This window comes from Paraburkholderia caribensis (genome assembly GCF_002902945.1).
GTDB classification, from domain to species: Bacteria; Pseudomonadota; Gammaproteobacteria; order Burkholderiales; family Burkholderiaceae; genus Paraburkholderia; species Paraburkholderia caribensis.
The window spans coordinates 1,648,816-1,662,896 of sequence record NZ_CP026102.1 but is presented as its reverse complement, the minus strand read 5'-3'; the positions used below and the strand labels follow the sequence as shown (position 1 = coordinate 1,662,896).

General features: G+C 61.8%; 8 protein-coding genes. 6 read left to right on the top strand and 2 right to left on the bottom strand.

Annotation, left to right across the window (positions count from 1 at the left end; translation table 11 throughout):
• The first annotated feature begins 600 nt into the window (after positions 1-600).
• From C2L66_RS23905 to C2L66_RS23890, 4 genes are all read left to right on the top strand, one after another.
• Complete coding sequence (locus tag C2L66_RS23905) at positions 601-1,548, top strand: hypothetical protein (RefSeq protein ID WP_098021642.1); 948 nt, start codon at positions 601-603, stop codon at positions 1,546-1,548.
• Positions 1,549-1,914: 366 nt separating this feature from the next.
• Positions 1,915-3,042, top strand: a complete 1,128-nt coding sequence (locus C2L66_RS23900) for a YbdK family carboxylate-amine ligase (RefSeq protein ID WP_054935082.1) — start codon at positions 1,915-1,917, stop codon at positions 3,040-3,042.
• 112 nt (positions 3,043-3,154) lie between these two features.
• Positions 3,155-4,093, top strand: a complete 939-nt coding sequence (locus tag C2L66_RS23895) for an aldo/keto reductase (RefSeq protein ID WP_060607248.1) — start codon at positions 3,155-3,157, stop codon at positions 4,091-4,093.
• 96 nt (positions 4,094-4,189) lie between these two features.
• Complete coding sequence (locus C2L66_RS23890; protein WP_060606249.1) at positions 4,190-5,953, top strand: MOSC and FAD-binding oxidoreductase domain-containing protein; 1,764 nt, start codon at positions 4,190-4,192, stop codon at positions 5,951-5,953.
• 142 nt (positions 5,954-6,095) lie between these two features.
• On the opposite strand, the gene C2L66_RS23885 is transcribed toward C2L66_RS23890, so the two are convergent.
• On the bottom strand, positions 6,096-7,010 hold the full coding sequence (locus C2L66_RS23885) for a hypothetical protein (RefSeq protein WP_054935080.1): 915 nt from the start codon (positions 7,008-7,010) through the stop codon (positions 6,096-6,098).
• 381 nt (positions 7,011-7,391) lie between these two features.
• Complete coding sequence (locus tag C2L66_RS23880) at positions 7,392-8,084, bottom strand: phosphatase PAP2 family protein (protein ID WP_054935079.1); 693 nt, start codon at positions 8,082-8,084, stop codon at positions 7,392-7,394.
• Positions 8,085-8,761: 677 nt separating this feature from the next.
• Between C2L66_RS23880 and C2L66_RS23875 the strand changes: the two genes are divergently transcribed.
• A complete protein-coding gene (locus C2L66_RS23875) occupies positions 8,762-10,129 on the top strand; it encodes a toll/interleukin-1 receptor domain-containing protein (protein WP_060607251.1) in 1,368 nt (455 codons plus the stop codon).
• On the top strand, positions 10,080-14,000 hold the full coding sequence (locus C2L66_RS23870; protein WP_325098868.1) for a WD40 repeat domain-containing protein: 3,921 nt from the start codon (positions 10,080-10,082) through the stop codon (positions 13,998-14,000). Before C2L66_RS23875 ends, C2L66_RS23870 begins: the two co-directional genes overlap by 50 nt.
• Positions 14,001-14,081: the final 81 nt, after the last annotated feature.

The window sequence follows — 14,081 nt, the reverse complement described above, 5'->3', positions numbered from 1 at the left end:
ACTCGATGCACGATCGGTACAGTTAGATCCAGTCGGGTCCAATACTGCAATTCCGGAAGATGACAGGCGCGCACGAAGTACTCCATCGACAGGTTGGCGGGATCGCGGCATTCAACTAGAGTCATCGAGACAAGAAGCGCATATCGCGCGCTGCGTTCGATCTCATATGCCTTCACGCACCATCTTTACTGAAACAATCCGGCCAATGGATTCGCTTTTCGCATTGTTCGCGATGCCTGTTTCGGGTAGTGGCGCTGATGTGTCGCCCGCATGGGTTGGCTGCGTCGGTTGGGGGCATCGCGTGTCGACAGATTGACGAAGCGGATGTGAACCACCACGATAAAGGATGAGCCGCGCTTCGGCAGCCCGGCATGAATCGAAAGCCGCGAGCGGCCGCCGGGCGGTAGTGTGGCCGTGGCGCGGCTCCCGTTGGAGACTGGCCGCCACCAAAGTAAAGCAACTGCACGCGTCAATTGACGGGAGGGCTTGATGCGGTTTCGCACCATTGAGTCAGCTTGCAGTCTCGAGGACGGTCGCCAGGCCAGACTGGCGACGGCCATCTTCCGGCGGCCACGGCCGCGTTACACGTTATGCCTGGCGATGGGCACGGGCCTGATCATCGCCTTGCTGCCGCTTCCGGCTCACGCCCAGGCAGTACCGGATCAACAACTGTCGAACCGCACCGTCATCGGCGGCAACGTGAAGCGGCACGCCGATGCGGTGCTCGCCGTGATGAGCTATACGACGGTCCCGGATGTCACCACCAGTTCGCTTTCGATCAACAATGCTACTTCCGGAAATCCTGGCTTCGGTCAGTCGCAACTGGGGGGCGGGTTTACGATCAGCAGGTCCTTTCCGTTGTACGTCGAGGGCACGCTCGCGTACAGCCGCTACGACCCGATGTTCGTCGCCACGGACGGAGCCGATCAGCGCACATTGCCAACCCGGTGGAACACGTTCAGCAGCACGGTCGGGATCGGATGGGACTTCCGGATCACCGATGAACTCGTATTCCGTCCGATTCTCAACGGCACGATCGGGCGCGTATCGAGCGATCTGAAGATCGGGCAGTCTGTCGTCAACCGTGTGACCGACAGCAACCTTCAGTTCCTGAACAATGGATCGCTGGATGCATATGGCTATGGCGGCTCGCTCGTGCTCGACTTCGAACACTACCGCGCAACCTATGAGATCGACGCTGAATTGCGCGCGACCGATATCTATCTGCGCAGCTTCGGCGGCTCGTCGGAGGCTGTTCAGGGTTCGGCCACGGCGCAACAGGTGAGCCTGTGGACGCGCTGGCGCGCGCCGACAGGCTGGCATGCACTCGACCGGCCGGTCCGCTATGTACTGGAATTCGCCTACTCGCATTACTTCGGCGACAGCGCCGGGGTGCTCGGTTTCAACGATCTCACGTCATTGGGCGTTGGACTCGAACTCGACAGCAGCAAGTATCCGATCGTCATCACCCGCACGCGTGCTCTCGTGAGATACGTCTTTGGACACAACGTGCACGGCGTGTCGTTCGGGTTCGCCGTGAGTTTCTAAGGTATCGGCGCAACGCTCATCTCGTCAGCGAAGGAGTCGTTGACCGCACCGGGAGTCGGTATAAACCCTGAATCGCGCGATGCAAGGAGCGGCTGCCGGGCGTTGACGGGCTGGCGCGACGTCCTGCACGAAATGCGTGCACGCATTCCGGTGGTGGACTTCGAGAGGCGGCGCAATGCGGACAGCCAGGGGCGCGTATGATGAAATACCCCGTTCGGGCTCGTCTCCGATCGACATGCGACAGTGCGGTTGAGTCGGGTACTGCATTCGGCAGCGCTCATGCTCAACGCTTATCCGACCCGATGCGGCAGCGCCGGCGCGTAAGTCACGGCCGGGCGCGAGCATCGATGTGCGAGAGGGCATCTCATGCTGCAGCCATTTGCATCATCCGATCCATTCACCATGGGCGTCGAACTCGAAGTTCAGGTCGTCAATACCCATGACTACAACTTGACGAAGGCGGCGACGGAGTTACTGAACCGGGTGAGCGAACAGAGCTTCGCAGGCGCGATCAAGCCGGAGACAACCGAGGGGATGATCGAGTTGTCGACAGGCATATGCCAGAACTTCGACCAGGCGAGGCGCGAATTGCAGGGGCTTCGCGATACCCTGGTCCGGGCCGCCGACTTTCTGAATGTCGGGGTCTGCGGCGGCGGCACGAATTTTTTCCAGAACTGGTACGACCAGCGTTCCGACGGGCGCGAGCGCTCCGAATATCTGATGGGGCTATATGGCGCGCTATACCAGCAGTTCACGATCTTTGGCCAGCACGTGCATGTAGGCTGCCCGGATCCCGATTCGGCGCTCGTTCTGTTGCATTCGCTGTCGCGTTACGTTCCGCACTTCATTGCGCTGGCTGCTTCCTCGCCGTATGTGCAGGGCAGTGACACGAAGTTTCAGTGCGCCCGGCTCAATTCGGTTGCGCCTTTTCCTTTGTCGGGACGCGCGCCCTTCGTGACGACGTGGTCCGAGTTCGAAGCCTATTTCGAGCGCATGGCGAAGACGGGCCTCGTCAATAGCCTGAAGGATTTCTACTGGGATATACGTCCAAGCCCGGGATACGGCACGATCGAGATACGCGTCATGGATACGCCGCTACGCATCGAATGGGCCGCCGCGATCGCTGCTTATATCCAGGCGGTTGCGCGCTATCTGCTGGTCGATAAGCCTGTGCACCTCAGCGAGCGCGATTACGAAGTGTATCGGACGAACCGGTTCATGGCCTGCCGCTATGGTCTGGACGGTCTATGCGTGAATCCGGAGACTGGGCATCGCGGTCCGATTCGAGACGACATTCTCGTCACGCTGGACGCCGTCGCTGAGCATGCGCGCATACTCGGCGCGGAGGAAGGTATCGATATCGTCAGGCGTACCGTGACTGAAGGTGTCAGCGACGCAATGTGGCTGCGCCGAATCTACGGCGTGCACAATTCGTTGCATGAGGTCGCGCGCCAGCAATGTCAGGTCTGGCGCGGCGCGCAGATGCCGGCATAGACGCCGGCTTGTGTAGACAGCGGCAGGGCACGTCCGCTGCACCCATGGGTGATAGCGGATATCGTAGCCGGCATGCATCGGTTCCCGGATGCGAGGCTACGGAGGTAGCGCCATGGATCTGCCGACAGATTTCCAGTTGCGAGAAATTCCGCTCAAACACGGGCCTGGCGCCATGCCTGCCATTGGGTTCGGCACGCTGATTCCCGATGCAGCCACGACCAGGACGGCTGTCTACGATGCCGTAATGCAGGGGTATCGACACCTCGACTGTGCCGAGCGATATAGAAACGAGGGCGAAGTGGGAGAGGCCCTGCACAAAGGGCTCGCGGCCAGGGGGATGGCTCGTGAAGAGGTCTTTGTGACGACCAAGCTCTGGAACTCGAATCATCGGCCCGAGCGCGTTCCACTGGCTTTCGAGGCAAGCTGCAAGAAGCTCGGAACCGACTATCTGGATCTATACCTGATCCATACGCCATTTGCGTTCCAGCCGGGAGACGACCAGGACCCGCGCGACAGGAATGGCGACGTCATCTATGACGCCGGTGTCACATTGCTCGACACATGGCGCGCGATGGAAGCGCTCGTCGACGGTGGACGATGCCGGGCGATCGGGCTGTCCGACATTACGTTGAATGAACTGCAACCCCTATACGAAGCGGCAAGAATCAAACCGGCGGCGGTGCAGGTCGAAGCCCATCCGTATCTGCCGGAGACGGAGCTTCTCGAGTTCTGCAACGCGAACGGGATCATATTTCTGGCCTTTGCTCCGCTGGGACATGGGATAAGGCCTGGCCCGCTCGACGATCCCGCCGTCGCAACGATCGCCGCGCGTGTGGAGAAAACACCGGCGCAGGTTCTACTCGCCTGGGCCGTGCAACGCGGCACGGCTATGCTGACCACGCCAAAGACGGCAGCTCGCGCGCGAGAAAACTTCAATATCTCCGCGCTCCCCGCAGACGCATTCGAAGAGATCAATCAGATTCAGACCAGACGACGATACAACGAAGTCGTGAAGACGGGCACGCCGGGATTCATTCCGTCACGTCAATGAGAGCGGCTTACGGCCCTTGTTAACGAATCGCTTGACGCATCGGAGCGCTGCGGGAATGACGCGCTCTGCCGGAAACCGTATCGAGGTGTGAGTGACATGGCACGATTGCTATCGGTGAATGTTGGCCTTCCGCGCGACATCGAATGGAACGGGCGGACCGTGCATACGGGAAGCTGGAAGCTGCCCGTGCAAGGGCGGTGCGTCGCGAGGCGTCTGGGCCTTGACGGCGACGGTCAAGGGGACCTTGGCGGACATGGCGGGGAACAACGCGCGGTGCTCGCCTATCAGATCGACTCGTATCGACATTGGCAGGCGTTTCTGCACAGGAAGGAATTCGGCTTTGGACAGTTCAGCGAGAACTTCACCATCGATGGGTTGCCGGACCGTGAAGTCTGTATCGGCGACGTCTACAAGATCGGTCATGCAATTTTCGAAGTCACGCAACCGCGCGTGACCTGCTATCGCCTCGGCATCCGCATGGACGAGCCGCGCATGGCGGCCTTGTTGACCTCCAGCGGACGCCCGGGGTTCTATCTGCGCGTCCTGCAGGAAGGCGACGTCGGTGCGGGCGACGAGATCGTCAAGCTGCGAGGGGCGAAGGAGCAGATGACCGTCGAAGAGATCAATGCGCTGCTGTATTCGCCTGTCCATCCACGTGACCGGTTGGAGCGTGCAGTGTGTATCGATGCGCTGTCTCCCGGATGGCGAGCGTCGTTCAACACGCTACTCGGCGCCATCGACTCAGGCGCGACTAGCGGCAACGCGGGGCTTGCCCCCGCTGCGACGTCGAATGCGGTCACCCCAGGCTTTCGACAGCTCGGAGTCGCGGCAATCCAGCGAGAGTCCGCCGACGTTCTTTCATTCGTGTTCGAGGCAACGGATGGGCTGCCACTTCAGCAGGCTCGTCCGGGGCAATATGTGGTATTGCGTTTGAGACAGGGCGCTAAAGATCCGGCGTTCTTTCGGAGTTATTCGCTTTCAGGTGCGCCGTCGACTGGCCACTATCGCATCAGCGTGAAGCTGGAGCCGAACGGTGCGGCCGGCACCTATCTGGGCAATCGTGTTCGCGTGGGCGATACGCTCGACGTCAGCGCTCCGCGCGGGGACTTCGTTCTCAAAGAAGGCATCGGGCCCGTTGTATTGCTGAGTGCCGGAATCGGCGTGACGCCTGTCCTCTCGATGCTGCATGCGCTGTCGGTGGCGGGGTCCAGGCGACAGGTTCTCTGGATACATGCTGCCCGCGATGGCGAGCATCATCCGTTCGGCGCCGAATCCAGGCGCTTGCTCAACATGCTCGAGCACGCGCGCGGCCACGTGTGCTACAGCGCGCCGGCCGCGAGCGATCGGATGGGTGACGACTTCGACGACACGGGGCGTGTGTCGCAAACGGCGTTGGAAAAGATCGGCCTTCCCGTCGATGCCGATGTCTATCTTTGCGGGCCGGCGTCGTTCATGCACGACATGAAGGGAACGCTGGAGCGCATGGGCGTTCCGGGTTCACGACTCCACCTTGAGCGCTTCGGCGGTGTCGAGTCGTTCAATCCTGGCGTGACGGGGACGTCGGTGCGCGCTCCGCATCTGCCGCCGTCGGAGGTCGCCGAGGGGCCACTGGTGTCGTTCGCGCGCAGCGGCATCGCCGCACATTGGAATGCGCTTGCCTACCCAAGTATTCTTGAACTGGCCGAAGCCTGCGACGTGCCCGTCCGATGGTCATGCCGGTCGGGTGTATGTCACAACTGCGAGAGCGGGCTTGTTTCGGGGACGGTTGCCTATGAGCCGGAACCGCTCGACAAGCCTGCCGACGGCAATGTGCTCATCTGCTGCGCGCGACCTGCGGGAGACATCGTAGTCGATTTGTGATGTCGTTTTCGCGGTGAGGTGGACGAAAGGGGTGGCAGGGCCGGTGCATATATAAGGCGCCGGTTGCACGCGATGAAAGCCCATAAGGCAAAAGGCCCTCGTTTCCACGAGGGCCTTGGGAATCATACGGGCCGGCTCGGGACTAGCCGCCTTTTTTCAAAGCGGACCGGGCCGCTCTGCGGACGGCACTCGCCGTCGAATACGCCATTGCCTTGGCCCGATCACGCACCGCGCTCTGTCCAGGCGGATTGGGATTGAATCCAAGCCGCCTGAGGTAATAGTTGGCCCGATAGATATCCGCTCGAATAGAGTCAATAAACTGGAAATTTACGCTTAAAGTCACCGAGATATTGTCGTCGTTCTTCAACCAGTGCGGGCAGTTGACCGGAACGTGAACGCCATTTCCCGGGGCCAATCTGTACAAGCGCGATCGGTCCTGCAGTTCGGGTCTATAGTTTGGCGCGTTGTTGTCGATCGTCCAGAACTGCTCGATTTCCTCCTCCGGAAGAATCTGCCGATCTTCCCGATCAAACACGTACAAATCCTTTTCTCCGTGGATTTGAAGAATGAAATTGCATTCACGATCGATGTGATATGCCGTCACCCGCTTCGGCGACGTTATGAAAATGATGATCTCCTCATTTCTGATCTTGGATTCGATGCCGCCGCCAATCATATCCTTGACCTCTGCAATCGCATGCCGGTATAGCTCGGTGTAGGCCGGATCTCTTTGCGCATCTCTCAGGATGAACCATGCGTTTGAATCTTCCAGTTGGTCCAACGCATCCAGCGGTGAGAACGCATGATTCGTATCTTTCCATTTTTGACCCGGCGCGACGTCACCCATGTCGTAGTAGAGATCAGATGGGCGCGTTCTCAGGGTTCGCTCCGTCAACTCCATCAATTGAGAGAGTTGGAACTGCGGATGAGATGCCAGGTGATGGGCGACCTCGAAGCTCTTCCGCTCGAAACGCTCTCGAAACACTGAGGAATCTACGTCGATCCACTTGTCTGGCAATGTCGTTTCAGGGACCGGAAAACCCGCGGAGATGTCCATGCAATCACTCCTTGCAATGTGATTTCCGTAAGGAAAACGAAATATATTGTCGTCAAAGCCAAATACCGCGCAATGCGTGGGATTTGCGGAAATCGTACACCTGAGGCAAAACCGATCAAACGCGGTTCGGTGCGCTAGCGCACCCTTCTGGTTGCTGAGTTCATCGCATCGGGCGGGGTGGAGCGGATCGGCCGTATCGACGTTGAGCGCATTGCTTTGCAGCAAGCATGTCGACCATGTTGGCGAGCAGGGCGCTGCCCGGCTTTGTGCTTTTGCAGCAGACGACGGGACGTCAGCAGCGCGGACGCGCCGGGGATGCGCTGACGGCCCAGGTCGCTACACGAGCGCCGACGCGCTTCCAGCCGCACCGCAACGAGTGGTTCATAGATTTTTGATCACACCGCTCGCCAGCTTGCGCAGTTCGTCGAACTGTGTCACGAGTTCGAGGCACAGAATGAAGGCCAGCATCGCTGACGGACCTGGGCGTAGTTCGATCCATCGCAGCGCCGGAGCTGCATAGCGCACGCGGATCGCCTCTCGCGTCATGACATAAGTAATCCCGATTCCCACAGCGGCGCCCACCAGCAAGTCGGTTGGGTAGTGATAGCCGAGATAGGCGCGTGGTACGCAAATGAACAGAATGGCATAGAGAATCGCCAGCACACCGATGCCGCGCCACACGAGGAAGATGCCGGTGGCGATCGCCATCCATAGCATCGCGTGATCGCTTGGGAAGGAACTCCAGTTCGTCAGCAGTGCGTCCTTGATATTGCTGCCGGCGAAGTTCATATGCAGTTCGGTGCTATAGATGGGACGCACTCTGAACGGCAGCCAGTGAGTCAGCAGCCTTCCGACGAACAGCGCCACGACACCGCTGAGTAGCGTCGCGAGAACCATCTGTCGCCGCCATTCGCGGCGCTCGCCCTGCTGAAACCACATCCACCACAGCAGGGGTAGGAGTACGAGGCCTTTGAAGGTGTAAAGGTCAGCAATGGCTTCTATGCTGCGAGTCGCGAATTGACCGAGGTGTATGTTGGACAGATATGTTTCAATAGACGAATCGAAGCTATTCATTAGTTAGTAAGAAAGGAGCCGGTAACATCGGGATTAGCATAGCCCACCCGGTGCGCCGCATTTATGGCGCTTACTTTTCCTGACAAGTTTTACCGCGCAATTTCATCGTCGGCCTTAACTGAAGCGTACTGCGCGCGTATCCTCGCTGGGCGGCGCATGCGCGCTCTGAATTCACCGTTGAGCAGGACATTGGGTGGTTTCTGATAACTATTAAGTATGTCGAAGTAAATATAAAATTTATCCGCGATTGAAATCAGCGTTCGGGTTTATTGGGGCGAAGAATCCCTTCGTGACGGGAGGCGCATCGTTGGCGCAGGGTGCGCTGGAACGACGGTGAATGCCGACAGACGAGGCGATTTCTCACCGCCTGCCGCTTTTCCTGCAAGGAATTTGCAGCGCCGAATGTGCGCTGTCCCACCTAGCGCCCTGTCGCTGCGCCACCCGATGTTCTATCGTCGATCTGAGTCAGTGTGTTCAGACAAAATGGTGACCGGCCCGACCTCATTGCTCCCATAACCGGCGTCTTTTGACAAAAGGCATGATCCAATCGTTTTTTATCAGTCGAAAGAGCTACGGATGACGAGTGCGTCATGGCAGACGCCAGTGCTTCGCGGCGGAGCCGGCTACCCGCACCCGTCAAATGAGCAGGGGAGTTTACATTTCCAGGAGTGAATTTCGTGGAAGAACTCGACGAATTCTTCTGGAGCGACCTTCTCGATTACATCGACGAAGGGCGGGTCGTTGCAGTGGTGGATGACGGGCTGTTGCCCGTCAGTCAAGACGGTCAATCGTTGGGATTCGATGCGCTCGTAGCCACCCGCTTGGCCGAAAAGCTCCGCATCGGCCTGACTGAGTTCGACAACCCTCCGCGGCTGGACGACGTCGTCAGCCGTTACCTGCTGCTGCCGCGCGCGCGTAAGGAAGATCTGTACGTTCGCACCTCTCAGGTTGTGAGAGATCTGGCGGTCGATCCTCCTCAAGCGTTGCTGGACCTCGCTGCCGTGGCTCCGTTCGATCTGTTCGTGACGCTTTCGTTCGACGGCTTGCTGACTCGCGCGATCGACCTTGTCCGTCACGGCGGGGAATCGCGCACTTGCGTTGTGAGCTTCTCCCCGAATCGACCTGCCGATCTGCCGCTGCCTCGCGGGCGCCTCGCCGCGCCGACCGTGTTCCATCTGCTCGGCCGCCAGTCGTCAGCGCCCGATTGGGTGATCTGCGACGAGGATCGTCTGGAGTTCCTGCACGCGTTGCAGGACGACGCGCGCCGGCCGAAGCTGCTATTCGATGCGTTGCGCGACGATCACCTGTTGCTGCTCGGCTGCCGGCTCCCCGACTGGCTCGCGCGCTTCTTCCTGCGCGCGGCCAAGAACGAGCGGCTCTCGTCACCTCGCCAGACGGTCGAGTACCTGGTCGATCCAATGGCCGCGCGCGACCCGGCGCTGAAGGCTTTTCTTGCGGACTTCAGTCCGGCGACCCGCGTCGTGTCGCTGGAGCCGACCGTCTTCTGCGCCGAGTTGCGCACCCGCTGGAGCCAGCGTCACCCCACGGGCGTTGCGACGGCACCGTCGACACCCGTCGCGCCGCGCGCCATCGAGGGGGCGGTGTTCATCAGCTACTCGAGTCAGGACCTCGACGCCGTAGAAGGATTGGCGCAACAACTCGATGCTGCGGGCATCGACGTATGGTTCGATAAAAGCGAGCTCCGCGGCGGCGATGACTGGCAGCGCAACATCCGGCGCGGCGTGGACACCAGCAGCCTGTTCATGCCCGTGATTTCGCGCGCCACGGAGGACCCGAGCCGGCGGCGGGATTACTTCTGGCGCGAGTGGATGGCCGCCGACGAGCGCGCTCGCGGCATGGCGCCCGACGAGCCCTTCCTCGTCCCGGTGGTGATCGATGACACGCCCAAGTACGGCGACTGGCTTCCCGACCGCTTTCGCGCCGCCCAATGGATGACGCTGCCGGGTGCACGCACGGACGAGACGTTCGTCACGCATGTGCGCGATCTCTACCGGCGAATCTCCAGCCGCGGCCGGCGGAGCTGATATGGCCGATGATGCCTTGGACTCCCGTCACGAAGCGCTGTCGGCAGACGCGCTGACGCCGTCGCGCCCCTGGCCAGGCCTCGCGTCTTTCACGGAGGCGGACCAGTACTTCTTCCGCGGCCGCGAGAGCGAGGCGGAAGAACTGGCGCGGCTGGTGCGCCGTGAAGTGCTGACCGTCCTGTTCGGCCGCTCGGGGCTGGGCAAGACCTCGTTGCTCAATGCGGGACTTTTTCCGCGTTTGCGCGAGAATCTGCATCTGCCCGTGATGATACGTCTCGCGCACGGTGCCGCCTTGCCGCTGCGCGACCAGGTCTGGCAGGCGCTCGCCGCCGCTTGCAGCGCCGCCGGCGTCGATGCAACCGCGCCGCTGCCGCAGGCGTCGCTGTGGGAACACTTTCATCGCGCGGGCGCCGGCTTCTGGAACACCCGCAACCGGGCCGTGATTCCCGTGCTGGTTTTCGACCAGTTCGAAGAGCTGTTCACCCTCGGCCAGGTCGACGAGGAGACGCGCCGTCGCGCTGCTGCGTTCGTCAACGAGCTGTCGGACCTGATCGAGAACCGCCCGCCCGAAGCGTTGCGCCAGGCGCTCGATGCCGGTGCGGTACCCGCGCAGAGCATCGATTTCAGCCGCCGGGACTGCAAGGTCGTCCTGAGCTTTCGCGAAGACTTCCTCGCGGACGTCGAAGGCTTGCGCGCGAACATTCCGTCGCTGATGCGCAACCGCTACCGTCTGTTGCCGATGGACGGCTACCAGGCCCGTGCGGTGGTCGACAGCGGCAGCGCGCTCGTGGTGCCGGCGGTGGCTGAACGCATCATCGGTCTCGCGTGGCGCAATCGCGCCGAAGCGCCTTCGGCGGACGACTATGGCCGGATGGAGGTCGATCCCGCACTGCTGAGCGTGATCTGTAGCGAACTGAACTTGCGCCGTATCGCACAGGGTAGCGATCACATCGGTGCCGAGCTGGTGGCGAGCGCCGAGCGCGAGATACTGGTCGATTTCTATGAGCGTTCACTGCAAGATGTCGACGCGCGCGTGCGCGTGTTCATCGAGGATGAGCTGATCACGGACGCCGGCCATCGGGACAGCTATGCGCTCGAGGATGCACTCGTGCTGCCCGGTATCTCGCGCGGCGATATCGAGCGGCTCGTGGCCGGGCGGCTGCTGCGCGTCGATGAGCGCTTCGGCGTGCGCCGGCTCGAACTGACCCACGACGTGCTGACACGCGTTGTCAAGGACAGTCGCGATGCGCGGCAGGCCCGTGACGCGGCGGCGGCCGCGGCCGCGCGCGTGCGTGAGGCGTTGGAGATACAACGGCGTAACCGTCGCAACGCGATGTGGGTTGGCTTCGCGCTCGTGTTTGCAATGGCTTTGCTGGCCAGTGCCGGATACGCCGCGTACGAAGCGACGGTGCAACGAAACCGTGCCCGCATGGCGCAGAACGATGCCGTGGCCGCGAAGCAGCAGTTGGTCAAGGAGACCGAGAAATCGATCCGGGCGAAGCTCGCCATCGAGGAAGCCCAGCAACAGATGCAGCGGGCGGCAGTGGAGCTGCAAAAGATGGGCGACGCCGCCGCCGAGGCTGATCGTCGGGCCAAAGAAGCACAGGCGGTCGCGGTGAAGGATGCCGAGTTGGCGGCTATCCAGCAGAAGCGGGCGGACGAAGCCACCGCTCATGCCGGGCAACTGACTCGCGAGGCGATCATCTCCGGCGTGATTGCCAACGCCAGCGCCGAGGACGCGGAGCATCCCGATCGCGCGCTGCTGCTGGGCGCCGAAGCCAGCCGCGCCGCCCCGGTTCGGCTGGATGCGCAGCTTACGCAACTGGCGCGGCTGATTGCCGACGACGGCGTGCACAAAATGCTGCCGATCGGCGACAAGGTGACCGCGTCCGCAACCAGCCCTGACGGCAAGCGGATGGCCATGGGCACCGACGGCGGCGACGTCATCGACCTGGATCTGGTGAATTGGACCGTGCTGCGGCGTTGGCGAGGCCACGAAGCTGCCGTGCAGGCGCTGGCGTACGATCAGGACACGTCACGGCTCGTATCGGCCGATGCGAAGCATACCGTCATTGCCTGGCAAGTGCGGGATGGGAAGGAAATCGGGCGTGTCTCCGTCAGCAATGCCCCCGACATCAGCAGGATAGCCGTCAGTCACCACGGTCAGTTCGTCGCGGTTGCCGGGCATTCGTCCGTCCATGTGTTGACGATGCCCGGCGAGCCGGGTGTCCCTGTGCTGAAGCGCGTCGGCACCGGCGACGGTCGATGCCTTGGATTCGGCCGCGAAGACGCGACGCTGCTTTACGGTTCCGGGGACAGCATCGTCGTTGCGCCGCTGCCCGGCGTAGCCGCCACCGGTCCTGGGACGGCTGCTGAAGCTTCGCTCAGGACCACACGCCCTTCGCTCACGCGCACACCCGACTGCCGCTTCGATGCGCTGCTCCACACCAACCCCGACGGCAAGCGCGTCGTCGAGCTTCGCGATGAATCGACGGATACGGTCATCGGAACATTGGACGCAGCCGAAGGCGAATTGCAGGCAGTGTTCGAGTCCGGAGGCGGTTTTTTTGCGCTTCGAAGCGCTCATACGACCAGCGTGTGGAAGCTGCAGCCACTGCAAAAGATCGGCACGGTTGCGGCTGAAGACGGCAGGGCCGTTCGCATGGCATTGAGCCCGGACGGCCGCTGGCTGGCCACGGCCCTCGCCAGCGGGCAGGAGATGGTTCAGCCCGTCAACGGCGGGCGCGCGCGCGTCAAGACCCGGCAAGGACAGCGCCTGGCCGCCTTTCAGTTTGCGCCGAATGGGAACACCGTCGCGTACCAGATCGATCAACAGGAGACGCTTTACACCATATGGTCGCTTGCGCCGGGGTCGGTGTTGCGGTCCGGCAAAGGCCTGTATCACGCTGAGGAAGTGGAGTTCAACCGCAGCGGCAAGGTGCTGGCGACGGTTCCCGAAGGCACCGATATCGCGGACTTCTGGAATCCTGATGATGTCACGCAATTGCGCAGCGAGCCCGGCATGCGCCGCGCCGAATTCAGTCCTGACGGTTCGCTGCTCGCTATTCAGCGGGCCAACGGCACCGTCGATGTCGTGGATATGACGGGTCGCGTCCTTCGGCAGCTTCAGAAACGTGCGGATGCCGACGTCGAGCGCTTTGCGATCAGTTGGGACAATCGGCGCCTTGCGATCACGCTGTCGGACGGCTCGATTCATGTGTACGAGATCGACACCGGACGCGACACCGTGCTGTCGGGGAAGCGCGGGTCGGAAGTCGTCGCGTTTGGCCCTGACGGCCGGGTGCTGGCGGTGGGGGGCGACGATGGCGTGGTGCGCCTGTACCGCTTCGGCTCGCGAGCGGCCATGACGGAACTGGCCGATCCGCACAAGGATCGGGTGCGGCAGCTGGTGTTCAGCCCTGACGGCAAGCGGCTCGCATCGGGGGGCGACGATGAGATGGCGATTCTGCACGACGTCGAAAGCGGACAAACGGTGGCCAGATTCGGCCCTCATGACGGCCCGGTTGACCGGCTGGTATTCGTGGGCAACGGCGAGGCGCTCGTCAGCGGCGAAGCGAAGGGGGAACGCCAGGTGTGGGATCTGCGCAAGGGGAGCCAACTGGCCCGGCTGCGCGCCGCTGGCGGCACGGTGTCGAGCGTGGACATCAGTCCGGGTGGACGTCGCGTGGCCGTGCTGCATGAGGATCGGACGGTGTCGTTGCGCAACTGGGACAGCGAGTCGATGCTGACGGATGCTTGCGCGATTGCAAATCGCAATCTTGACTGTGCGGAGTGGCGGCAGTTTATGTCGGGTATGCCTTATCGCAAGACGTGTGCGGCGTTGCCCGCGCCGAAGCCGGTTTGTCGGTGAGGGTGGTTTGCTGAACGCTCGGCGCGAATCAGGTTTCCGCAACCGGGCACGGGGGTCGTCGAAGCTCAAGCCACTTGCCGG